The sequence below is a fragment of the Brucella oryzae genome (genome assembly GCF_041929965.1).
Classification (GTDB): domain Bacteria; phylum Pseudomonadota; class Alphaproteobacteria; order Rhizobiales; family Rhizobiaceae; genus Brucella; species Brucella oryzae.
In genome coordinates, this window is the sequence record NZ_JBHEEO010000033.1 from 1 (window position 1) to 25056 (window position 25056).

Sequence of the window (25056 nt, forward strand, 5' to 3'; positions counted from 1 at the left end):
CCACCGCACTACAATCCCGGTGTGCCCCTTTATGAGGCCTATGCAGCCAGCATGCAGGCGCTCAACACCTTGCCGACCCTGCAGCAGCGTGTGGGCAATCGTTCCTGGGGCGGTGCAGCCAACCCGGTCATCGAACAGGGAGCGGATGCAATCGGCACGCCACTCGTGCCGGCAAGCGAAGCTGGCACGGCCATAGACCAGCACGGCATATGGGGGCGCATCGAAGGGGCGCACAACCGGCTGGAACCGTCCGGCTCGGCAACCGGCATGCGCCAGAGCATGAACACCACGCTTATGCAGGCCGGTCTCGACGGCCTGCTGCTGGACGCAGCCGACGGTCGCCTGCTGGGCGGCATCACCGGCCTTTACGGCAAGGCGCACAGCAAGGTCTCTTCCCTGCATGGCGATGGCACAATCGACACGCAGGGCTGGGGGCTTGGGGCGACGTTGACCTGGTATGGCGACAATGGCTTTTATCTCGACACACAGGCACAGGCCGTCTGGTACGACAACGACCTTTATTCCGCTACGGCCAACAAAAGCCTTGCCAGCGGCCGGCGCGGCTTTGGCTATGCATTGAGTGCAGAAACCGGCCAGCGCATCGCCCTCGATGACAACTGGTCGCTGACGCCGCAGGCGCAGCTCATGTGGTCGTCGGTGTCATCCGCCAGCTTCCGCGACGCGTGGGAAGCGCGTGTCGGCCTGCACAATACCGACAGCCTGACGGCCCGCATCGGGCTTTCGGCCGATTACCGCAATGCCTGGCATGACGCCGATGGACAGCTTACCCGCATGAACATCTACGGTATCGCCAATCTCTATCAGGAGTTCATGGGCAGCGCGCCGGTCGATGTCGCGGATGTCAGCTTCGCCACCGGCAAGGACCGCACATGGGCCGGTGTCGGCGCAGGCGGAACCTATACATGGGCCGATGACAAATATGCCATCTACGGCGAAGGAGCCATCAACACAGCCCTCAACCATTTCGCAAACAGCTATCAAATCAAGGCAACCGCAGGGGTAAGGGTAAGATGGTGAGGGAAAACTGTAAGCATACGGCGAAGGCCACAGACTATACCGTCTGAACATCGAATATGAGTAATGCCAAATTCCATGGAAGTGACTGTTCCAGTTTGGTAATCCTTGTGTCGGCGCTGCGGACGAAAAACGTCCGCAAGCCATGCCCGGGGATCGAGATCATTAAACTTTGCTCTTATGATCAGCATGCTCATGAAGACCGCATGATCGGCGCTGTGGTTCAGTCCGGCGAAGCGCCATGATTTGCGACCAAGAGTCCCCCGCAACGCGCGTTCCGCTGCATTGTTTGTCGGAAAATTCGGCCGTCATCGGGAAATGCCGTAAGGATAGCGGATTTAGAATTTTGGTTTTTCATCACGGAGTTTCCGATTGCGGCTCGTGGGGATGATCAGGTTCGCCCCAATTTTCCAAAAAGCAACTTTTGCATTGCTGCGCCGACTGCCATTCCCGTCGGTAATCATTGGATCAACCGAAATTCGGAAGCCGAAGGGAGGGAAAGGGACCCCGCCGCGGTCAAGCCAATATGCGTCCAGATCGGGTAATTTCATCTTGCGGCGCTTTGAGGCACGGTGATTGATGACATGGGTGGAGTTGCTGACAGCAATCAAATAAGTCGTGACGCTATGCGCCGCGAACCCTTTCAGCACCAACATGATTGCATCTTTCGGTCGCAGACCGCCGAGATCACGGGTTGCAGAAATTATCGCGCGTTTGGCATCTGCGTTGGCCGATCCCTGCAGCCCACCGATAATGATACTGTATGAATCGCTCGGACGACGCACAAATACGAAGCTTGCCATGCACAGAAGTGTCTGATCCGTTGCTTGCACCAGACGCACGGTAAACACGCCTTCGTGTCGACTGCCGCAATGATCGGAAAGTAGTAATTGGAGGCGATAATGATGGTCTCTGCCGCAAACTGTTCCAAGCTCAATCATTTCACCACGCCAAAGCGCCTGCAACACATGCGGGCACATTAACTGGCGCGCCAGATCGAAATGCTGGGTGAGAATATTGAGCCGAGTTCGCCATGCCATGCGGTGCACGAGGAAGGATGACAGGGATTTCCGGACAAGATCATCATGAGGCGGAGCGAAAGTATGCTGTTCCGTAAAGTCGCCAAGGAACCGAAACCAGCGAAAAGTCAGCCACGGCGACAGAACGCTTCTCAACAGAAAAGCCAGAGTTTTGCGGAACTTCAGCCGTGAAGCAATACTGATTATCTGCCGCGACATTGAATGTGAGGCAGCCAGATGCTTCAGGGGTATATTTTGGATACTTGCATCGTTATTTTTGGACGAACTTCGTTGAAGCTGCCTTGCGGCAGATGTTGGATGGGTAATTTGTTCTGCCAGCATGATCATTGTCCGCTGCTGTAGGGAGGGCGTGCGCCGGACTTTTCCTTGGCTTTGTCAAGGTCGCATGAAGAATTGTCGTGTACTCGGCGAGCCGTGGGGCTGAAGGAAAAGTGCGCGCCGAAACATCTCACACTGTCGTCGATCGCCGCAGCTCGACTGGAAATTCTTTGCCAGAGCCACATCATCAGACATAGGATCAAGCCCCAGGCAACAATGACGTCTGATAGAAAATGCGCGCCGAAGAGAACCCGGTTGAAGGAAACGAAGAACAGGATCGGAACGGCAATAACAGTTGCGGGGGATCGCCATTGCACAGGCACGAAGACGATCAACGACAGGGTGGCAACGGCGACAGCAGCTTCACCAGAAGGAAAGGAGCAACTGTGTCTGCAGGCGGCTGCATATTGCCATACCGGAGAGAAATCAGCTGTTCCACCGAATTCTACAATATCGCGCGGACGGGCCCGCCCGATGAGGTTTTTCAGCAACTGTACCGTAATCAACGGACCGAGCAAAAAACTCAAGAGCACAAAGAGAGCTTTGTGCGGTGGGCAGAACGCGTATTTACGTGGCAGAACCGCATGAAGGCCTATTGTGAACAGCATGAACAGCAGAAGATAGATCAGGCCCTGTCGATTTATATCCCGGACAGCCTTCAGAAATAGATTTTCAGACAGCGGGAAGCTGTGTCCGTTCGCAAAGAAGCGTGAAATGGCCAGATCGGCTGACGGGAACACCACGAAGATGAAACTTACAGCTAGGATGGACATGACCAGCAGCTGCGTTGTCCATGAAACTGGTTCATAACGTTTGAGAACGTTGGTCGCCGAATGGGAAGCGTTGGAGCCTAGGGCGGTTTCTTGCATGTCGACACCTCGGAAGAGTTGAACGACTGCGATTTGAGGTCCGATCATCAAGACTTTGCGAAGATCGAACCAGCACTGTGTCCAAAATCGGTCTCTGAACGGTGCACATACTGTTTGGAAATTGCACGTTGATGAATTGCCGGTCATAGTCCGCGCTGATTTCACCCAGGTGTAGATAAACGACCTCAAGAAAATTCGGAGCCGCTCTTGGACAACAGTCTCGTTCTTATTGTGGAGGATGAGCCGGAAATTGCGCAGATCCTGGACGCTTACCTAGTGCGGGAAGGCTATCGCACGGTGCGGGCAACTGATGGAGAAACGGCACTGCAACATCACGCCTTGCTGTCGCCGGATATTGTTCTGCTTGATGTTCGCATTCCCAAACTTGACGGGTTTGCCGTACTGGCACGCCTGCGGCAGACCAGAAATACGCCGGTTATCATGGTGACAGCGCTGGCCGAAGACATCGACCGGCTCAGCGGCCTTCGTCTCGGGGCGGATGATTATGTTGTTAAACCGTTCAATCCACAGGAGGTGGTTGCCCGGGTCAAGGCGGTGCTGCGCCGTACAAAAGGAGATCAACAGGAGAGCCTACGACGGTTCGGAACGATAGAGGTCGATTTCAATGCTTATTCCGCGTTCGTCAACCGTGACGGAGAACGTGTTGCTCTCCAGCTCACCCTGAGCGAATTTAGAATTCTCGCTTATATGGTTCGCCGTCCAACACACGCCTTCGACCGCGCTGATATTCTTGACGCCTGCCTGCCGGAAAGCGACGCGCTGGTTCGCACAGTGGACACCCATATATCCAACTTGCGAAAGAAGCTTGAAGCGTTTGGACAGAAAGATTTCTTTCCCGCAGTCCGTGGCATCGGTTATCGTCTGGCAGACCCCAAATGAAAGTACCGACGCTCCCGCTTGCCACTCTGACTGCTATCATAATCGCTGCTATGCTTCTGCTCAGCGTTGGTCTGGCTTATCTGGGCGTGACCTCTTACGCTGCCTATCTAGAAGAGGGCGTGGTCAGAAGCCTGCCCACCAATGCGGCTCAGGCCTATCGCGATATGAATTCCGGTATCGTACCGGAACCGGCAGCGATAAAAGAATTGTTTGACCACCTCGATAACCTTTCCGATCCGGTCGATTTTCAACTCTATCTTTCCGTACTCGTTTGCGGACTGGTTTCCGCGCTCATTTGCAGCATCATCGGGATATACTTGGCGAGGAGGGTCGCACGACCTCTGGAGCAGCTAACTCTGGTCGCCGAAGGACTGAAATCTGGAGATTTTTCTGTCCGGCTCGAAGAATCGCATACCAGTACGGTGGAGGTCAAAAGCCTCATTGAGAGCTTCAATGCGCTGGCGACGAGCCTTGAAACCATGGAGGAGAGGTTGCGGTTCAACAATATGGCTGTGGCGCATGAATTGCGCACACCGCTCACCATATTGCGCGGTTCGATGCAGGGCATGGTGGACGGCGTATTTCCATTGGATACGAAAACAGTAGCGAGTCTCTTGCTCCAGGTGGAGGGGCTATCTCGACTTGTCGAAGACTTGCGTACCTTGTCGCTAGCGATAGGACAAAAGCTTGTTATGGACTGCGAGCGTTTTGAACTGGCCGAGCTGGTGAATGCCGTGCTCGACGCAGCCAAACCTATGCTCGATGCAAGTAGGCTGGCAGTCGAAAAAGAACTGATTTCTATGGAGGCGACCGCCGATTGTCAGCGCATTCGGCAGGCCATACTCGCGCTTCTGGAAAATGTCTGTCGTTATGCTGCGAGCGGCGGAATATTGCGATGCCAAACGGAATTGGTTGCGGACGGCTTTATCGCGATCCATATCCATGATCACGGGCCCGGCTTTCCTGAAAATATGGGCGAAGTAAGCGCCAATCCGTTCTGGCGTGGAGATACGTCTCGTTCAAGAGCTACGGGTGGAACTGGGCTTGGCCTGTCTGTCGTACAAGCGATCGCAGCGGCCCACGGCGGAAAACTTGAACGCAGCAATCGACCGGGTGGTGGCGCTACCGTATCAATTCTCATCCCGCAGGAGTCCACAGAACGTTCATTTGAGTAGACATCGCAGTTTTGCGATCCCAGCGGTCATCAATCTGCCTCGCCGGGGCGCTTGGGTTGATCCTTAAGCAAGTGATCTTCAAGTCAATGTCAGGTGCTGCCATCCCCGGTGGAGAAGCCTCAGTATATCCGCTTCACCTCTAGTGCCGGTTTTGGAATAGAGACTCTTGAATTGAGATCTTATAGTCTCTTTCGATCGATCTGCTTCAAGAGCGATTTCATTTATCGACTGACCGTCAACTATTCCAGCGAGCGCGCGCATTTCGCCGCGAGAAAGCTTGAAGGCAGCACCAAACAGTTTTTGATCATAATGGGTTGATCTTGCTTTGAACTGCTTAAGCAAGACAATGATATGGGGACCTTCAAAATATAGAAAGTGCCGCTCTTTCTTTAGATGAATGAGAGTTAATTTTGTACCATGGGAATAAAAATCAAGTATTTCTGGTCCATCATAGCTTCGTTTCAACATGAGATCACTCGCGGCCTGGATTTCGCTTTGCCGGAAGCGAATTTTGCCATCCGCCAGAGTTCGCAGGGGCGAAATGTTCTCAATCATCTCAGAAGCAACCATTGAGATTATTCTGGGCCGATACTCTCGATCAAGAACCAATGCCCCGATATTGACTGTATCCATTAATGAAGAAGAATTGAATTGGGATCTTTTTTCTCGTTGATAAAAATCAAAAGCTCGCTTCAAGTGCGGCGATAAGCTGGCTAAACTTAATACGGTTTTCTCAATACGCGAAGGTTCAATCGGGTCATTGTTCCAGCTAATTACAAGTGTGAAGGACTGGTTGCGAGATTTTGCGAACTTGACACCTGCCGTTCGCTTCATTCGCTGCGGAACAAGAAAATCATTATAAAATTCGGTTCTTCTCAGATTATCTTGCGAAATCAGGTCGAAGTCATAACCAGTGAACCCGATTGGTTTTGAGAAAAGAAGTGGTTGTAGCGGATTCAGTTTTCCATAATACGAATTATATAATTCTTTAGTTGTTTCTTCAAAGCCTGCAAAAAGCCCATACCCTTCATCGTTACGTATGTCATGAGTCACTAATGCTGCTGTGCCGTCAGGTAGATTTGATGCGAGTTTTCCGAGAAAATGTTCCCAGGTCTCCTCACCAAGCATTGCCGCATAAACAAGCTTACTGAGCTGGCCATCCATTACTTTCCCCCGTCATTCCCCGATTCGCGCCGGCACAATGTGCATAATCGCTTTTAATGTCCAGAAACTCACCCGTGAGGGTGAAGTGAATTTCAACCAGTTATGGTTTTCTTCCATTTGGGCCATGTATTGGTTCGCGGGGGACTACAGCCCGTTTCGTATAACATCGATGTCAAGACCAACGCTATATATCATTGCGTTGAGGGAAGGGTTGCGCGGACATGCAAGATTTCGTAACGGGGCACTTTCAGGAGAAATCGAGCAAGAAAACTTCGCAGAACTTCAAACGTCATTCACGAGTGCTCAGAGGCGGGCGCATGACCAAGTGGAAAGGTCAGGCAGCAAGCTATGCCCCTAACGTTATGGAGAACATTAGCCGGCTTGTAACTGGTATTTTTGCGGTCTCGGCAATTGCGGGGCTAACCGTCAACTCAGCTGCTTCTGCAGACAGATATTGGGATCCAAACGGTACCGCTGTAGGTCGCGGGGGGACAGGCGTCTGGAATTTGACCTCAGCTTTTTGGAGCCCCGGTAATGACGGCGTCAGCGGGCCTTTTTCAGCTTGGAACAACAATGCGTTAGACAGCGCCTATTTTGGCGGCGCAAGCAGCGGTACTGTGACTTTGGAAGCGCCCATTACCGCTGCTAGTCTCTTTTTTGAAACGCCAGGTTATATCCTTAATGGTGGTACGCTGACCCTTGCAGGAGCCAAACCTACTATTGCGAGCATCGGCAGCAGTACAGGAGTCACGATCAATTCAGTTATTACAGGAACATCGGGTTTTACCAAGACGCTGGCCGGTACCGTTGAACTCAACGGTGTGAACACGTTCACAGGCACGATTAGTGTTGAAGGGGGAACGCTCGCTCTCAATGGCGATGCTGCTCTTGGCGCTGCGGCCAACCATTTGGTAATGTCGGACGGTACAGTACTGACGTCATCTGGTGCGCTGGCTCCTGGTCGCGTCGTAAACTTGATGGGTGGCTCTGTGGAGGTCAGCGGTGCGGGTGTCGGGTCCGCGCACTTTACCGGGGCTGGCGGTCTTCTTGCCAGACAAAATGTCAAGCTTGATAATAATGCCAATGACTTTACCGGCCAGATGAGCTTTTTGGTTGATGGCGATGCTTATTTTACTTCCGTGCGCAATATTGGCGAAGCAAGCGCGCTTGGCGCGGGTGACATAATCCGCTTTACAGCCCAGAACCAGTATTCAGATAAGCTGCACTATACGGGTACCGGTAACAGTTCAAACAGGAATTGGGAATTTACAAGCTCCGGGGGCACGACCGGCACAGTATTCTACAACAATGGTACTGGCACGCTAACCCTTACAGGAGATATCGCCGTCCAGAATAATGTCGGCAAATTCATGTTTTTCGTGGCCCAGGACGCCGACCTGGAATTGCTGGGAACGATTAACCGGGCAAACAATGACGCGATCACATTCAGTGGTGGCGGCAATGGCCGGACCGTCACGCTTGGTAATTTCAATACTTATGCTGGCGAAACTGTCATAGGCAGTGCCAATTCCTCGCTGGGCATAACGGGACCGGTAACCTTGCATATAGGTTCATTGACGGATGCCGGGACCGCCAGCTCGTTGGGTACCGGTACGGCAGGCGGTATCAGCCTGCTCAACGGCAGCGTTCTCAGTTATAGGGGAGTGGCCTCCAGCAGCAACCGCAACTGGACAATCGGTCCGGCCGCATCAGCGGGCGGGATTGGCGGTGTGATATCAAATGATGGTACTGGTGAACTCACACTCAGTGGCACTGTGCAATTCGCAGCGGGCAATTATAACGGCTTGACACTGGATAGCAGCTATAGCGGTGTCAATACATTATCCGGCATAATCTCAGGTAGTGGTACGCTGGCAAGCCGTGGATCGGGAACATGGACGCTCACCGGAGCCAATACACGCAGCGGTGCAATCGTGGTCGATGGCGGCACTTTGCGCGCAGGACATGCCTCGGCGTTTGGCACAACCAGCGGCGTGACGGTGAACGCCGGCACGCTTGACCTTAATAGCTACGACCTGACGACATCGGCTTTATCGGGTGCCGGAGGAACCATTGCACTTGGCACAGCAACACTCACTCTCGATACCGTTACCAAGACGAATTATGCGGGACTGATAACCGGCAGTGGCGGATTATTGAAAACGGGCGCGGGTACTTTGACGCTTAGCGGCCAGAATAGCTATTCAGGCAGCACTTCGTTGAGTGGTGGTGGCCTCACTCTCGATTTCACGGCATCCGGTGCCCCTGCCAGCAATATAATTTCCGCCTTGTCGACTTTGAACATGGCAGGAGGCACGCTCGCCATCCTCGGCGGAACGACAGCGAGCAGTCAGAGCCTCAATGGTTTGAATGTCAATGCTGGCAGCAATCGTATTGCGGCAACATCAGGTGCTGGCGGCAGTCTGACGCTCAATCTGGGAGCGATTTCCCGGACCGGCGGACTGATAGACTTTAACTTGCCCACCAATGGCAATATCACCACTACCAATACGACGCTTGGTGGCTGGGCTACAGTGAACGGTACCGACTATGCCAAAGTTGTTGACGGTAACATCACAGCCTTCATTGCGTCTGATTATACGAAACAGGATAATTCCAGCCTGTGGGTAGGCGGACAATTCGTCACCGATGACGATGGTCATACTGGCAGCTTCTATAACACGGTAAACGGCAGCGTCCAGCTGGGTGGCTTGCGTTATACCCAGGCTGCGGCCTCAACAGTCCACATCACGTCAGATCAGACACTCGGTATCGACGGCACAATCATTGTTGCGGCCACCGTCGGCAATAACAGTCAGACGATCACTGGCGGCTTTCTTACCGGCAGCCTCGGTGGCGGCGTACTTGGGATACAGCAGAACGGCGGCGGCAATTTTACCATTGCCTCGACAATCACCGATAATGGCGACGCCATCGGCTTTACCAAGGGTGGTAATGGTGTCGTCACACTGACGGGGGCTAATAACTATACGGGCGTCACGACTTTGAGCGGGGGCACGCTCTCGATCAATACAGTTGCCAATGGGGGGCAGGCCAGCAGCATCGGCAAATCAGCGGCCGACTCCTCCAACTTCCTGCTTGAAAGCGGAACGCTGCGTTACACTGGTGCGAGTGCGTCAACCAATAGAGGTTTCACACTCATCAATGGTGGTCCGTCACGGGTGATCGAGGTCACCAGCTCTAGTACGGAAGTAGATTTCGGTGGCCGGATTACAAGTCCTGATGAGGCTGGTTTCACAAAGACGGGTGCGGGTACCCTGACCTTATCTGCCAGCAATAACGACTATGTCGGCGTAACCACAGTCAGTGACGGCAGACTTGCTGTCAGCACACTTGCCAATGGTGGTTTTGCCAGCAGCATTGGTCGTTCAAGCAATGATGCTGCAAATCTCGTGCTTGCTGGAGGAATTCTGGATTATCTTGGTTCTACGGCCAGTAGCGACCGTGGTTTCACCCTCGGCGCAGGCGGTGGGATTGGCGTGAACGACACGGATGCGACCCTTACTATGGGGGGGACAGCGACCGGTAGCGGAAGTATGCGTAAAGAGGGGAATGGTACATTGGTGCTTGCCGGTGCCAACAGCTATACTGGCGGTACCATTGTGAATGGCGGCATATTGCGCGCTGGTTCAGCCGCGGCATTCGGCAATCAGCCAAGCTTTATGACCGTCAATGCCGGCGGAACACTGGAGCTGGGTGGCTATAATATTACCGTAGCCGGATTGCTGGGCAGCGGCATTGTCGATCTTGGCGATAAGACACTTACTTCGTCGGGAGGCTCTGCCAACGCCTTTACCGGAAAAATTACGGGTACAGGCGGCTTTACGCGAACCGGTTCGTGGACGCAGGTTATCAACGGATGCAACAACGATTATACCGGCAAGACGACCATTGCCGGCAGCGCACTGACCATTGATTGTCTTGCCAATGGTGGCCAGGCCAGTGCTATTGGCGCATCGGGCAATGCATCAGCCAATCTCGTTTTTAGTGGCGGCACACTAGGCTATACCGGCGCGAGCGTCACTACTGACCGGGGCTTTACGCTGCAATCAAGCCGAAGTGCCATCAATGTTGCCAAGGCAGCGACTGCCTTGAAATTCTCCGGCCAGATCGTCGGAGGCGGAGGGCTGGAAAAGAGTGGTGCGGGAACGCTGGTGCTCGCCGGATCCAATACTTATACCGGGGGCACATTAGTATCCGCCGGTATTTTGCGAGCAGGATCATCGAACGCTTTCGGCGGCGGCGATATGACCCTGACCAACGTTGCGGGTGCAATACTGGATCTGGCAGGTCTGGACACAAATATTCGTACCCTTGTCGGTGGGGGCAATCTGGGTGGAGATATTGAACTCGGTGGGGCCACAGCGACATTGACCGCCAACAGCTCGGGGACCGCAAATTATAGTGGCGCGATCAACGGCAGCGGAAGCCTGATCAAGAGTGGTACCTATACGCAGAGGCTAAGCGGCTGCAACAGCACTTATACTGGCAGCACTACGATCAACAAAGGCGTGATCGAGACCGACTGCCTTAACGACGGCGGTATTGCCAGCTCGATCGGTGCTTCCAGCTCAGCAGCAGGCAGCCTTGTCCTTAATGGTGGTACGCTGCGCTATGTAGGCTCTGGCAGCAGTACCAATCGTCAATTCACGCTGGGGGCATCTGGCGACAATCTGCTGGATGCTTCGGGCACTGGCGCAATCAGCTTTACCAACAATGCGCCGTTGACTTTTGCATCGAGCAACGCCACGCAAACGCTCACACTGACCGGCACCAACTCAGACGGCAACAAGCTGGCGGCGCAACTGACCAATAATGGCACTGGCGTAACCTCGCTGAACAAGACCGGAACCGGCACATGGATTCTGACCAATCCGGACAGTACCTATACAGGCGTCACGACGATCAGTGGTGGTGTATTGGGGGTCGATAAGCTGGCGGATGGCGGACTTGCCTCAAGTCTTGGCGCATCGTCAGCGGCGGCATCAAATCTGATCATAGGTGATGGCTCGACACTGCGCTACGTCGGATCCGGCGATACCACCAACCGTCGTTTTACGCTTTCAGCAGGTACAATATACATTGAATCATCCGGTGCCGGCGCAGTTATTTTTACTGACACCGGACCGCTGACGCTCGCTGATAACAATCAGGAGCGCACTATTGCATTGGGCGGCACGAACGCGGGCAGCAACACGCTTGCCGGTTCAATCGGTGATGCGGGAAACGGTAAAACCAAGTTTGCCAAAAACGATAGCGGCACCTGGGTGCTGACTGGTAATAATAGTTTTACCGGCACGACCGTTGTTAACGACGGTATGCTGGTGCTGGGCAATGGTGGCATAACGGGCTCAATAGTCAGTGACCTTATCGTTGATAGCGGGATATTCGCTTTCAATCGTTCCGACATTTACAATTATGGCGGCCTGATATCGGGTGCCGGTGACATCCGCCAGATAGGCTCGGGTACGACAGTCCTGACCGGTAGCAACAGTTATACCGGTACCACCAATGTCAATTCTGGTACCTTGCTCATCAATGGCAACCAGTCTGCAGCAAACGGTGTTACGACTGTTCATTCAGGCGGAGCACTTGGCGGCAACGGAGTTGTCGGCGGTGATGTGATCGTCAGCGGCGGTACGCTCACGCCTGGCAACGGCAGTGCGGGCACACTCACGATCAATGGCAATCTTTCCCTTGATGCTTTGTCAACGCTTGCTTTGGAATTCGGGCAAGCGGGTACGCCCGGCGGGACGATGAACGATCTGATTGAAGTCAAGGGGAACCTGATACTCGACGGAACGCTTAATGTCTCGCAAACCCCAGGCAGCAGCTTCGGACCGGGTATTTATCGCATCATCAACTATTCCGGCAGCTTGACCGATAATGGACTGAACATTGGTGTGTTGCCAAGCGGCTCTGGCGCCATACAGACATCTATCACGGGCCAAATCAATCTTCTGGCGGGCGGATCGAATTTCAGCTTTTGGGACGGCAACGCCGGCCCCAAGTTCAATGGTGTCGTTGATGGCGGCAGCGGCAGCTGGCAGAACGGCACTGGCAACGACAACTGGACAGAATCGAACGGATTGGTCAACGCCGGCTATAGTGACGGCACTTTCGCGATTTTCGCGGGAACGGCGGGAACAGTTACGGTCGATAATAGTCTTGGACAGGTTACTGTGTCCGGGATGCAGTTTGCAACGAATGGCTACCGCATTCAGGGCGGCTCTGTTGAACTGACAGACCCGGAATCGATTATTCGCTTGGGTGATGGTACCGCTGCCGGTGCAGGTATTGTGGCCACAATTGCCTCCGATCTTTCAGGAACGGCGAGACTTGTTAAAACTGATGCCGGTACATTGGTTTTGACGGGAAATAATACTTATACTGAAGGAACAGCGATTAATGGTGGAACGCTGCAGATCTCAAATGATGCCAGCCTTGGCGCCATTTCGGGTGGGTTGAGCTTTAACGGCGGTACACTTAATACCACTGCCAATATGGTTAACAATCGGGCAGTAACGCTGGCAGGCGTTGGTACGATGAGTACGGATGCCGCCACGACACTGACCTTGAATGGCGGGGTAAGCGGAGGCGGATCGTTTATCAAGAGTGGTGCGGGTTCGCTGCTCCTGTTGAGTGACGCAATTCATCTCGGCGGCACAACGATCGCTGCGGGTACACTCCAGATAGGTAATGGCGGGACGAAAGGCAGTATCACCGGCAATATCGCTAACAATGGCGCGCTAATTTTCAGTCGTGCCGACGATCTTCTCTATACGGGAGCGATCTCCGGCAGTGGAGCGCTGCGCCAGAGTGGCACTGGCGTGCTGAACGTGACTGGCAACAGTAACTATAGCGGTCAGACTTATATAGATATGGGAAAGATGGTGCTGAACGGCCGGATCGTCGGCACATCCGCCTTGATGATGGCCGACACCGCTGGCATTTCTGCCGAAATGACCATTGATGGTGCCAATGCCAATTTGACGACCGGCTTGAATGGCACGTCCTATGTCGGTTATCGGGGAGCTGGCACGCTGACGGTAAAGAATGGCGCTTCGGCCAACTTTGGCACACTAACCCTTGGCTACAGCGTCGGTGGAAGCAACGGCACTCTCAATGTTATCGGACCCGGTTCGCAGGTAACGACAAATGGCAATATCCTACAATCGATTGGAGCCAGCGGCACCGGTATTGTCAATGTTCTTGATGGCGGCAGGCTGGTTTCCGGTGGTGCCAGTGGTATTCGCGTCGGCTTTTCGCCAACGGGAAGCGGGACGATCACCGTTTCAGGCAAAAGTTCTGAATGGGTAGTTCCGAATGCGCTGCAGGCAATGCGCGGATCGTTTACAGTATCCAATGGAGGTCTGATAACTGCCGGATCGGCTGCGCTAGCAGGAACTGGAGCAGGCGTAGCAGATTTGCTTGTCACCGGAGCAGGATCCCGTTTCGAGACGAAAGGGGTTCTTAATCTTGCAAGCAATGCGACAGCAAAAGGCAGTATAACCATTGCTGATGGCGGGGTGGTCAGCGCGGGCAGCGGTACACTTGCCTTGGGGGCTGGCAATGCCATGCTCAATATCGGCGGAGGCGAAGGCAATGCAGCCGTTCATGCGGGTATGCTTGATGCAAGCTCGGTCACATTTGCTGCAGCAGGCAACCGAATTAACTTCAACCATGACGATGCCAGCTATCTGTTTTCAGCCGCAATTTCAGGTGCAGGCTTCATCACCCATAGCGGTTCAGGCGCAACAGTGCTGACTGGCGCTAACAGTTATGCTGGAACGACTACGATCAATGCTGGCAGCCTTTATATTAATGGCAATCAGTCGGCGGCAACCGGTCTTGTTACCGTTAAATCCGGCGGCGCGCTTGGCGGAACCGGCATCATTGGCGGTAATGTCGTTGTCGATAACGGTGGTGCTGTCAATCCGGGCAATTTGGGTATTGATGCTGGAACACTGACGATTGCAGGCAATCTTGCGCTCGATGGCGGTTCGACCCTCAATTATAGTTTCGGCAAGGCTAATGTGCCAGGTAGCCCCCTCAACGATCTGATCAATGTAGGTGGCGACCTTACCCTTGGCGGTACACTTAACGTCGTGACCTCGGTTGGCGGCAGCTTTGATCCAGGTGTTTACAGGGTGATCAACTATAACGGCTCGCTTGTAAATAACGGGCTGGTGTTAGGCAATGTGCCATCTCCTGATTTCTATATTCAGACGTCGGTTCCCGGTCAGGTTAATCTGATCAATAAAGCAGGCATGACTTTGCGCTATTGGGATGGTGGTCTGAGCACCTCTAGAAATAACGGTATAATTGAGGGTGGCAACGGTCTCTGGCAGAACTATACCGGCAATGATAACTGGACCGAAGATACCGGTGCGATCAATGCGCCGTTCAATAATGGCGCTTTTGCAGTGTTTATGGGCGCCGCTGGCACAGTGACTGTTGATGGCAGCCTTGGTGCGGTCAACGCATCGGGTATGCAATTCCTTGTTGACGGTTACGTGATAGAAGGTGACGTCGTTAACCTGGCAGGCGTTCCCGCTGCGGTCATCCGTGTCGGCGACGGCACGGCTGCGGGGAAAGACATTACAGCCACGATTAGTTCCGATCTCAACGGCGCGGCACAGCTCCAGAAGTCCGACATGGGGACGCTGATCCTTTCTGGTAATAACAGCTACACCGGGGGCACCGCAATCAATGGTGGAATGCTGCAAATTGCAAGTGATACCAATCTTGGCGCAGTATCCGGCGCCCTGTCATTCGACAATGGAGGTCTGCACACGACAGCCGATATCAGCACCAGCCGTAATGTGACTCTGGACCAAGCCGGCACTTTCCAGACCGATGCGGGAACTGCATTGACCCTCGGTGGTACGATGACCGGCACCGGTTCTCTCATCAAGGATGGCATGGGATCGCTGCTCCTTTTGAGCAATGCGACTTATACTGGCGGCACGAGAATTACCCAGGGTACACTGCAGCTCGGTAATGGTGGCGTGACCGGCCATCTAACAGGTGATGTTATCAATAATGGTAGGCTCATCACCAAGCGTTCCGACACTCTGGCGCTTGATGGCGTTATCTCGGGTAATGGAACATTGACGCAAGCTGGCACGGGCACCACGATATTGAGAGGTAACAACAGTTACGGAGGGGCTACGACCGTCAGTTCCGGTACGCTGCTCGTCAATGGTGACCAATCGTTTGCTAAAGGCACTACAACAGTTGCTGGCGGCGCGACGCTCGGAGGAGCTGGTATTATTGGAGGCGATGTTTCTATCGCAGATAGAGCAACGCTTGAACCCGGCAGCACAACAGGAGCTGCAAGTACGCTGACCATTAAAGGTTCTCTTTCTCTAGAAGACGGATCTTCACTCAACATGCAATTCGGTGAGGCGAATGTTGCCGGTGGGGCGTTTAACGACCTCATCAATGTTGGCGGCGATTTGCTGCTTGACGGCACACTGAATGTGTCCCTCTCATCAGGCGGTGTTTTCGGCACAGGCATCTACCGTGTAATCAACTATGGCGGCATACTGACCGACAACGGTCTGGAACTGGGGATGATGCCCGTCACAGATGGCATATTCCTACAAACTTCCGTCGCGGGGCAGATCAATCTTGTCAATGGCGCAGGACTGACGCTCAACTATTGGGATGGAGCGGCAGGGCCAAAATTTGACGGCACGATCAACGGCGGGGATGGCGTATGGCAGGGTAGCCCTGGCAACAACAACTGGACTGACGCGACCGGTGACATCAATGCACCTTACACCAACGGCTCTTATGCAATTTTTACGGGCGCATCCGGCACAGTGACTGTAGATGACAGTCTTGGCAATGTAGAGGCCTCCGGGATGCAGTTTGCAGTCGATGGTTATCGTGTCGAAGGTGATGATCTGAAGCTTACCGGCCCGCAATCTGTAATTCGTGTGGGTGACGGCACCGTAGCGGGCCAAATGATGACCGCAACGATCGGTACAAGTTTGACTGGAGCGAGCGAACTGGTCAAGAGCGACGCTGGCACGCTGATCCTGACCGGAGCAAACAGCTATATTGGTGGCACCTTAATCTCCGGCGGCACATTGCAAGTGGCAATGGACAAGGCGCTTGGCGATGTTTCAGGTGGGATTTCATTTGACGGCGGTGCGCTGCATACGACTGCGGATATGACAAGCGAGCGCTCGGTCTCAATGACGGGCGACGGTGAGGTACGTGCGGACGCTGACACCGAGCTCATCCTCAAAGGCAGCTTTTCCGGATCCGGTGCACTTAAGAAGAAAGGTGGCGGTACGTTAATACTGACTGCCGATAGCGGAGCCTATTCCGGCTCTGCAAGTATTGATGCAGGTACGCTGGATGTGAAAGGCGTGCTTGGCGGTAACCTCTCCGTGAGTAAACAAGGCCGTCTGCGTGGAACCGGCACGGTGGGCGACACCAGCAATAGCGGTATCATCGCACCCGGATCGGACGAGATAGGTACGCTCACTGTTCAAGGTAATTACACTGCTAGTAATGGCGAACTCGATATTACGGCAATCCTTGGCGATGACAGCTCCAAAACCAGTCGTCTGGTGGTTGATGGTGCAACCTCAGGCACCACACAGGTCAACGTGATTAATCGAGGTGGCCTCGGAGGACAGACGGTTGAAGGTATCAGAATCATTGATGTAGCTGGCACATCCAATGGCGAATTCAAGCTCAAAGGTGACTATCTTTTCCATGGCGAACAAGCCGTCGTAGCTGGTGCCTATGGTTATCGTCTCCTGCAAGGCGGGGTTTCCAATCCGACCGATGGAAACTGGTATCTGCGCTCATCATTGCTGAACACGCAAAACCCAAATGAGCCGGCTTCACCGCTTTATCAGCCCGGCGTACCTCTCTATGAGAGCTATGCGGCGGCAATGCAGCAACTGAGCAAGCTGGGAACGCTCCAGCAACGCATCGGCAATGGGGTATGGGCTACAACACAATACGCAGCGACCACCGGTGCAGATTCGGGACGCACCACCGATAGCAACGGTATCTGGACGCGTATTGACGCGGCACATGCCAAAATCAATCCGGAGACTTCGACGAGCGGCGCAAACTACGATGCCAATACATGGAAACTTCAGACAGGTATCGATGGTGTGTTTGTAGAAAACGATGCCGGAAAATTGACGGGTGGTATTTTCGCACAATATGGCACCGTTTCTTCCGGTATCTGGTCACCCTATGGAGCGGGCAGCATTGACATTACTGGCGTCGGTCTAGGTGCGACTTTAACCTGGTATGGCGAGAACGGCTTCTATGCAGATGGACAAGTACAGATCACTTGGTACGATAGTGATCTATATTCCTCGACTGCGAGACGCGACCTCGTCAATAGCAATAACGGCATAGGCTATAGTTTCAGTATAGAAACCGGTCAGCGAATAAACTTCGGCGAAGATTGGTCGCTGACACCGCAGATACAACTGGCTTATTCTGGTGTTGAGTTTGACGACTTTACGGATGCATTTGATGCTGATGTTTCTCTAGGCAGCAGTCACAGCTTGACCAGCCGTCTGGGTATTGCGGCTAGCAGGGATACTGAATGGAAAGACGAAAATGGAAGATCTGCTCGCGCTCACCTCTATGGTATCGTCAATCTTTACTATGATTTTCTGGGTAAATCGAAAATTGATGTCTCTGGAACGACTTTTTCAAGCAAGGACTACCCGTTGTATGGTGGTATTGGTGCAGGCAGTTCGTTCAACTGGGCCGATGATAAATACTCACTGTATGGTGAGGCACGCTTCAATACGAATTTGAGACATATCGGTAACGTCAACGCTATTGGCGGGACGGTCGGATTCCGAATGCGTTGGTAGATTTCAGGTTTACCTTGGTGCCATTCAGGTCGAGCGTACCACGCTTCGACCTCAGGCATCGTGGTGCGATCAATGGTGACGTCGGCTTTCGTTCTCAATGTGTCGAGATATGCCTTGGTCAGCTGGGTATCGCTGCCGGTAAGTACCGAGCTGATCGTCGCGAACGATGGCGGCCTACCAAGGTGATCGCATCCCCGGTGACGACATAACCATCGCTCGCAAACTGTATGGCTGCCGCGTGAACGGCATTTCGTCGATTGGCACAGCCAATTTAGTGGTGAGCGCCAATATTATCAGTTTTCGGCGCTTGCTGTCGGCTCATTTCTGCAAGCAAGGCTCGCAACTGGTTTTCGTCCACAGCATCAGCAGCCATGACAGCGCGGATTATGGGATCAGAGAGTAGTTCTTGAGCGGTTGGCACCGGGTAGCAGTCGGTTCTAGTGCACATATGAATTCTCTCCCTTCATACTCTGTTTCCCAGGATTGATCCCTGATCGAGTTCACAGGGCTGGTGTCCGTCATCGGGCGTGAAAAATACGTCGGCATGCATGTCTTCACTACGTAATCCGCGCGCCAAGGCGAGCTGAATGGCGGCGTCGACCATTGCCGGCGGACCGGCGACATAGGCCTTCCATCCATCAAGGTCCATCAGGTCATTGCCAACAGCCTTTGTCACAAAACCACGGCGGTACTGTGTCGTCTCTGCCTCGGATAACACCACCACAAAGGTAAGATTGACATGCTGTTCAGCCAAGGTCTGAAAATGCTTGATCAGGTAGAGATCGCGCTCGTTGCGTACTCCGAAATAAACATGGATCGGCTGCTTCATGCCGTGAGCAAGGGCGGTCTCAATGATCGACTTGATCGGCGCAAGGCCGGAACCACCGGCGATGCACAGCATCGGACCTGAATGATTTTGGCGCAGATAGGAGGAGCCGAGAGGGAATTCGAGTTCGACCTTGTCACCAGTCTTCAGTCCACCATGTATGTGCTCGGACGTAACACCTCCCGCGACGCGGCGAATGTGAAATTCCAGGCTACCATCGCCTTCACGATTGGCCATGGAATAGCTGCGTACCGGTATTCCGATGAATCTTATCCGGGCATACTGCCCGGCGGTAAACGGCAAAGGACAGCCATCTGCAGGCGTGACCCGTACCAGCTTGATGTCGTGCGTAAGATCATCGAGACCGGTTACGACCGCATCAATGCACCGTGGAGGCTCCACAACCTCATCGTCGCCGACAAGCCACGCGACAGCGGCATCCGTCTGCGGCAATGCGCGGCATGCGAGGATCAGACCGTCGGATTTCTCCTCCTCGGTCAGTGCAAAGCGCGAGTGCTGAAGCAATTGAACCTCACCCTCGATGAGGCGTGACTTGCATGAACCGCAGCGACCGGATCGGCAGCCGTGGGGGTATGAAATACCAGCGGCGAGTGCGGCTTCGAGGATTGTTTGCCCGTCCGGGATTTCCAGGCGGGTCTGGGTCTGCCGAATATCAACGATAATTCTGGTCATCGGCTTTCCTTACAGTTCGTCATTCAGTCCGAGGACCTTGAGCAAGCCTGGCTTCTGCCGCGGAAATGTTCCGTAGAAAATTTCAGATCCGACAATCGTAATCGGTGCCACCCGAACCCCTGTGCGGGCTTTTGCTTCCTCGGCAATATCGGGCTCGCTGAGATCGCGCTCCTCGTAAGAAAGCCCCTGTTCGGAGAGCCAGCGCTTGAGGGCATGACAGTCCGGGCAGGTCGGGGTTGTGTAAATGAGAATGTGCGGTGCACTCATGTATGTCATATAGCTTCCTTTCACTCGGTAGACGTGCTTTTGCTTTCGCCCCCCACATTCGACTTGAGTTCTGAGCGGCATTTTTCAGCCTGCTGCTTCCAACACTTGTAAGGTCAAGGTCGTTTTTGCGCGGCGATGTGAACCTGATCACGAACAGAGCGAACGCCCCGGCTCACGCATGAAAGAGGAGCGTCGCTTGATCGATTATCTCTTCTTTTCTCGGAATACTGGCGGAACGACGCGCGAAATTGGCCGCCAAACCAGGCGGCAGCTGCCACCAAGATTCTCCTTGGAAAAATAGTTCTCAGGGCCTTGACCTTTCCACCGTTGGAAACAGCAAGGTCGTCAAATGACCGTCGTCACGTCCCGCTGGCAGAAGCTGCGGCCCTTTGAAGGAGAACGAGAATGAGTAATAAAGCCGCCGCCTTGTTTCTGGTCGGCGCCATTGTTGGTGGTACTTTTTATGCGGCCTATCGAGACGAAATCGAACCATATACGCGAAATTTCCTTTCGCTTGTTTCATCCGCCACCGCGCAACCAGCGCGACCGCTTGCCCCACAGGTCCCTGTCGCCGAAGTCATCACGCGTAAGGTCGCGCCGTCCGTGGAGTTTACCGGTCATACCGAAGCGATCAGTGCGGTTGAGCTGCGTCCGCGTGTGGGCGGGGCGATAGATACCGTCAGCGTTCCCGAAGGCGGCCTTGTTCAGCCTGGCGACCTTCTGTTTCAGATCGATCCAAGGCCGTTCCAGGTCGCACTGGATGCAGCCCAAGCTCAATTGCAACAGGCAATTGCTTTGCTTGATCAGGCTGAAGTCGATTTCAAACGCGCTGAAACGCTGGCTCCGAATGGGACCGTATCACGCAAGACCTTTGATGATGCGAAAGCCGCACTTCGGCAGCGCAAAGCTCAGGTGGAAATCGCCAAGGCTGCCATCGCAGCCGCAGAACTCGATCTGTCTTTCACACGTGTCACAGCACCGATTGCCGGTCGCGTTGACCGTGTTCTTGTCACGGAAGGCAATCTCGTTACCGGTGGCAATACGGGAGCTGCCACGCTTCTCACCACGATCGTTTCGACAGATCCGCTCTATGTCTATTTCGATATTGATGAAGCAACCTATCTCGAATTCGCTGCTCGCGGGCGCGCATCCGTGATGGGGAGTGATGCTGACAGACTTCCGGTCCAGGTCGGCTTGATGACCGATACGGGCCACCCGCTCGCTGGCGAGCTCGATTTCCTCGGCAACCGCATCGACCGGGGTACAGGCACGATCAGAGCCCGTGCGATCGTTCAAAACTCCGATGGCAGGCTGGCTCCCGGTCTTTTTGTCCGGGTGAAACTTGTGACCGCCGAACCAGCTCAAACCGTACTCATTGACGAGCAGGCGATTGGTGTCGATCAGGGGCGACGCTATGTGCTGGTACTCGGAGCGGGGAACAAGGCAGAGTACCGCCCGATTGAACTGGGGCCGATGATCGATGGACTGCGTGTTGTTTCTACAGGACTCAAGTCCAGTGAAAAAATCATTATCAAGGGGCTCGTGAGGCCCGGAATGGAAGTGATGCCGCAAATCGTGCCGATGCTCTCCGGCCAGCAGGGCGAAGCTGATCGGGCTGCAGCAAATGTTCGGGAGGCGCGTCGATGAACATTCCGCGCTTTTTTGTCGACCGCCCTATCTTTGCCGTAGTCCTCTCTGTCCTGATGCTGATCGGCGGTGGACTCACGCTCCTGAAATTGCCTTTGAGTGAGTATCCTCAGGTCACCCCTCCGACGGTACAGGTTACGGCGAGCTATCCGGGCGCCAGCCCGGAAGTGATCGCCGAAACGGTTGCCGCGCCACTGGAGCAGGTCATTAATGGCGTCGAGAACATGCTCTATATGAGCTCGCAGGCTGCCACCGATGGACGCATGACGCTGACCGTGACGTTCCAGCAGGGCACGGATCCTGACATGGCGCAAGTTCAGGTGCAGAATCGTGTCTCGCGCGCGCTTCCGCGTCTGCCGCAGGAGGTTCAGCGCATCGGTGTGGTGACGCAAAAGACCTCGCCCGATATCCTGATGGTGGTTCATCTCGTATCACCCGATGGCCGTTATGATCCGCTCTATCTGTCGAATTTCGTCACCTTGCAGGTACGCGACCAGCTCGCGCGTATTTCGGGTGTAGGCGATGTACTTGTCTGGGGGGCTGGTGAATACTCCATGCGGGTCTGGCTCGATCCGGCGAAGGTGGCGGCCCGCGGTCTGACCGCTTCGGACGTCGTGACGGCGATCCAGGAGCAGAATGCCCAGGTAGCCGCAGGCTCGGTAGGCCAGCAACCCGATGCTTCGGCTGCACTTCAAGTTACGGTCAATACGCTCGGCAGGTTATCCAACGAGGAACAGTTCGGCGATATCGTCGTCAAGACCGGCGCTGATGGTCAGGTTACCCGGTTGAGGGACGTTTCGCGCATTGAACTGGGTGCCGACGCCTATGCTTTGCGCAGTCTTCTTGACGGAAAACCGGCATTGGCGATGCAGATCATCCAGAGCCCCGGTGCCAACGCGCTCGATGTGGCCAGTGCCATTCGCGGCACCATGGAAGAACTGCAGAAGGAGTTCCCCGAAGGGGTCGAGTATCGCATTGCCTATGATCCCACCGTCTTCGTGAAAGCCTCCCTTGAGGCTGTTGTGATGACGTTGCTTGAAGCCATTGTTCTGGTCGTGATCGTTGTCGTGCTCTTCCTTCAGACCTGGCGTGCTTCGATTATTCCTTTGGTCGCCGTGCCAATATCGTTAGTCGGTACATTCGCGCTCATGTATATGTTCGGTTTCTCGCTGAACACGCTATCCCTGTTCGGCTTGGTACTGTCCATCGGAATTGTGGTCGATGACGCTATCGTCGTCGTCGAAAATGTCGAGCGTCACATCGCACTTGGCGAAACGCCCAAGCAAGCCGCTCGCAAGGCGATGGACGAAGTGACGGGACCAATCATTGCCATTACGTCCGTGCTATCGGCGGTGTTCATCCCGTCTGCATTTCTGTCCGGCCTGCAAGGTGAGTTCTATCGCCAGTTCGCCCTCACAATCGCAATTTCGACCATACTGTCGGCAATCAACTCTCTCACGCTTTCTCCCGCGCTTGCAGGTGTGCTCTTGAAGCCGCATCATGGCGACGTGAAACGCGATCTCCTGACACGGGTGATCGACGGCTTGTTCGGCTGGTTTTTTAGAGTCTTCAACCGGTTCTTCGACAGCGCGTCGAATGCCTATGTCTGGTCGGTGCGACGCGCCGTGAGGCTGAGCGCGCTCGTCCTGCTCGTCTATGCTGGGTTGCTTGGCATGACATGGATGGGGTTCCAGACTGTACCCAGCGGGTTTGTCCCAGCTCAGGACAAATATTATCTCGTCGGTATTGCACAGCTGCCGACGGGAGCGTCGCTGGACAGAACCGAGGCGGTAGTTAAGAAAATGTCTGAGATTGCACTTGCCGAACCCGGTGTGGAAAGTGTTGTCGCTTTCCCAGGCCTTTCGGTCAACGGCATGGTCAATATCCCGAACGCTGCCGTTATGTTCACGATGCTCAAGCCCTTTGATGAACGCAAGGATCCTTCTTTGTCCGCCTTCGCCATCGCAGGCCGCCTGATGGGCAAATTCAGCCAGATACCTGATGGTTTTGCCGGTATATTCCCGCCCCCACCGGTTCCCGGTCTCGGCACGACCGGAGGATTCAAGATTCAGATCGAAGACAGGGCGGGCCTTGGGTTTGACGCGCTTGCCGAGGCGCAGGGTGCAATTATGGCCAAGGCGATGCAGGCACCGGAACTCGCGGGGATGCTGGCAAGCTTTCAGGTGAATGCGCCGCAGGTTCAGGTGGATATCGATCGGGTAAAAGCCAAGTCGCAGGGCGTGCCCCTCAACATCATTTTTGAGACGCTACAGGTGAATCTTGGTTCTCTCTATGTGAATGATTTCAATCGTTTTGGCAGGACCTATCGCGTGGTGGTCCAGGCAGATGCGCCTTTCCGCATGCAGCCGGATGATATTGGCCGGCTGAAGGTCCGCAACATGGCGGGCGAAATGATTCCGCTATCCGCCCTTTTGACGATCAAACACAGTGCGGGCCCGGATCGTGTCATGCATTACAACAGCTTCCCATCGGCCGATATCAGCGGCGGTCCGGCACCCGGCTATTCGTTCGGACAGGCAACAGCCGCAATAGAACGCATCATGACGGAAACCCTGCCATCCGGCATGGCCTTCGAGTGGACGGACCTTGCCTATCAGGAGAAACAGGCCGGAAACACGGCAATGTATATCTTCCCGCTTTCCGTTCTACTCGCTTTTCTCATTCTTGCTGCTCAGTATAACAGCTGGTCGTTGCCGTTCGCTGTATTGCTGATCGCGCCGATGGCTCTGCTTTCAGCAATTATTGGGGTCTGGCTAACCGGTGGTGACAACAACATTTTCACCCAGATAGGCTTCGTCGTTCTGGTTGGCCTTGCGGCCAAGAATGCGATCCTGATCGTGGAGTTTGCGCGGGCAAAGGAAGATGAGGGCGTCGATCCGTTGAATGCCGTGCTTGAGGCGGCACGGCTTCGGCTTCGACCAATCCTGATGACGTCACTCGCCTTCATCGCAGGTGTTGTGCCACTAGTAATCGCAACAGGCGCCGGGGCCGAAATGCGACATGTCATGGGCATTGCGGTGTTTGCTGGCATGCTCGGGGTCACGTTGTTCGGGCTGCTCCTGACGCCGGTATTCTATGTCGTGGTGCGGAAGTTCGCGTTGCGTCATGAAAAAAGCCAAGGCTCGGAAGGATCGGCACTGGAACAGAAATAACCTTGCCCTGTTGAAATCCTCCTTATCGACGTAAGCCCGGTCCACTTCAGAGGACCGG

The 25056-nt window shown here is 54.3% G+C and carries 12 protein-coding genes and 1 pseudogene; 7 read left to right on the plus strand and 6 right to left on the minus strand.

What is annotated here, in order from left to right; translation table 11 throughout:
* A partial coding sequence (locus tag JNC70_RS21240) for an autotransporter family protein (RefSeq protein WP_374788936.1) occupies positions 1-1038 on the plus strand: 1038 nt, incomplete at its 5' end.
* Positions 1039-1072: 34 nt separating this feature from the next.
* Here JNC70_RS21240 and JNC70_RS21245 read toward each other — a convergent pair.
* From JNC70_RS21245 to JNC70_RS21255, 3 genes and pseudogenes are all read right to left on the minus strand, one after another.
* Positions 1073-1426 (minus strand): annotated as a pseudogene (locus JNC70_RS21245) (transposase domain-containing protein); the annotation flags it as partial.
* Positions 1374-2396 carry a DUF535 family protein gene (locus tag JNC70_RS21250; protein WP_374788937.1) on the minus strand — a complete coding sequence of 341 codons (1023 nt, stop codon included), beginning with the start codon at positions 2394-2396 and terminating at the stop codon, positions 1374-1376. The pseudogene JNC70_RS21245 and the gene JNC70_RS21250, both read right to left, overlap by 53 nt.
* Positions 2397-2398: 2 nt before the next feature.
* Positions 2399-3262, minus strand: coding sequence for a phosphatase PAP2 family protein (locus JNC70_RS21255; RefSeq protein WP_104757220.1), 864 nt, complete (start codon positions 3260-3262; stop codon positions 2399-2401).
* Between the two features lie 207 nt (positions 3263-3469).
* Between JNC70_RS21255 and JNC70_RS21260 the strand changes: the two genes are divergently transcribed.
* Positions 3470-4162: a response regulator gene (locus tag JNC70_RS21260; RefSeq protein ID WP_104757203.1), complete on the plus strand. Its 693-nt coding sequence runs from the start codon at positions 3470-3472 to the stop codon at positions 4160-4162.
* Positions 4159-5337, plus strand: coding sequence for an ATP-binding protein (locus tag JNC70_RS21265; RefSeq protein ID WP_104757204.1), 1179 nt, complete (start codon positions 4159-4161; stop codon positions 5335-5337). Before JNC70_RS21260 ends, JNC70_RS21265 begins: the two co-directional genes overlap by 4 nt.
* A 78-nt stretch (positions 5338-5415) precedes the next feature.
* Here the strand turns inward: JNC70_RS21265 and JNC70_RS21270 are convergent, their stop codons facing one another.
* Positions 5416-6501: a helix-turn-helix transcriptional regulator gene (locus JNC70_RS21270; RefSeq protein WP_104757205.1), complete on the minus strand. Its 1086-nt coding sequence runs from the start codon at positions 6499-6501 to the stop codon at positions 5416-5418.
* Between the two features lie 317 nt (positions 6502-6818).
* On the opposite strand from JNC70_RS21270, the gene JNC70_RS21275 reads away from it, so the two are divergent.
* Positions 6819-18392, plus strand: a complete 11574-nt coding sequence (locus JNC70_RS21275; protein ID WP_167394097.1) for an autotransporter-associated beta strand repeat-containing protein — start codon at positions 6819-6821, stop codon at positions 18390-18392.
* A gap of 166 nt (positions 18393-18558) precedes the next feature.
* Positions 18559-18795, plus strand: a complete 237-nt coding sequence (locus JNC70_RS21280; protein ID WP_104757207.1) for a hypothetical protein — start codon at positions 18559-18561, stop codon at positions 18793-18795.
* Positions 18796-18855: 60 nt separating this feature from the next.
* Here the strand turns inward: JNC70_RS21280 and JNC70_RS21285 are convergent, their stop codons facing one another.
* Positions 18856-19911 carry a 2Fe-2S iron-sulfur cluster-binding protein gene (locus tag JNC70_RS21285; protein WP_104757208.1) on the minus strand — a complete coding sequence of 352 codons (1056 nt, stop codon included), beginning with the start codon at positions 19909-19911 and terminating at the stop codon, positions 18856-18858.
* 9 nt (positions 19912-19920) lie between these two features.
* Positions 19921-20187, minus strand: a complete 267-nt coding sequence (locus tag JNC70_RS21290; RefSeq protein ID WP_104757209.1) for a glutaredoxin family protein — start codon at positions 20185-20187, stop codon at positions 19921-19923.
* Positions 20188-20583: 396 nt separating this feature from the next.
* On the opposite strand from JNC70_RS21290, the gene JNC70_RS21295 reads away from it, so the two are divergent.
* Together JNC70_RS21295 and JNC70_RS21300 are read left to right on the plus strand one after the other, a co-directional pair.
* Entirely contained in the window at positions 20584-21825 is a 1242-nt protein-coding gene (locus JNC70_RS21295; RefSeq protein ID WP_104757210.1) for an efflux RND transporter periplasmic adaptor subunit, read from the plus strand.
* A complete protein-coding gene (locus JNC70_RS21300) occupies positions 21822-24998 on the plus strand; it encodes an efflux RND transporter permease subunit (RefSeq protein WP_104757211.1) in 3177 nt (1058 codons plus the stop codon). Before JNC70_RS21295 ends, JNC70_RS21300 begins: the two co-directional genes overlap by 4 nt.
* Positions 24999-25056 lie beyond the last annotated feature (58 nt).

Excerpts from the sequence above, each read along its gene's own strand:
- JNC70_RS21250 (WP_374788937.1), bottom strand. The coding sequence starts at position 2,396 with ATGCTGGCAGAACAAATTACCCATCCAACATCTGCCGCAAGGCAGCTT.
- JNC70_RS21255 (WP_104757220.1), bottom strand. The coding sequence starts at position 3,262 with ATGCAAGAAACCGCCCTAGGCTCCAACGCTTCCCATTCGGCGACCAAC.
- JNC70_RS21265 (WP_104757204.1), top strand. The coding sequence starts at position 4,159 with ATGAAAGTACCGACGCTCCCGCTTGCCACTCTGACTGCTATCATAATC.
- JNC70_RS21270 (WP_104757205.1), bottom strand. The coding sequence starts at position 6,501 with ATGGATGGCCAGCTCAGTAAGCTTGTTTATGCGGCAATGCTTGGTGAG.
- JNC70_RS21275 (WP_167394097.1), top strand. The coding sequence starts at position 6,819 with ATGACCAAGTGGAAAGGTCAGGCAGCAAGCTATGCCCCTAACGTTATG.
- JNC70_RS21280 (WP_104757207.1), top strand. The coding sequence starts at position 18,559 with ATGGCGGCCTACCAAGGTGATCGCATCCCCGGTGACGACATAACCATC.
- JNC70_RS21285 (WP_104757208.1), bottom strand. The coding sequence starts at position 19,911 with ATGACCAGAATTATCGTTGATATTCGGCAGACCCAGACCCGCCTGGAA.
- JNC70_RS21290 (WP_104757209.1), bottom strand. The coding sequence starts at position 20,187 with ATGACATACATGAGTGCACCGCACATTCTCATTTACACAACCCCGACC.
- JNC70_RS21295 (WP_104757210.1), top strand. The coding sequence starts at position 20,584 with ATGAGTAATAAAGCCGCCGCCTTGTTTCTGGTCGGCGCCATTGTTGGT.
- JNC70_RS21300 (WP_104757211.1), top strand. The coding sequence starts at position 21,822 with ATGAACATTCCGCGCTTTTTTGTCGACCGCCCTATCTTTGCCGTAGTC.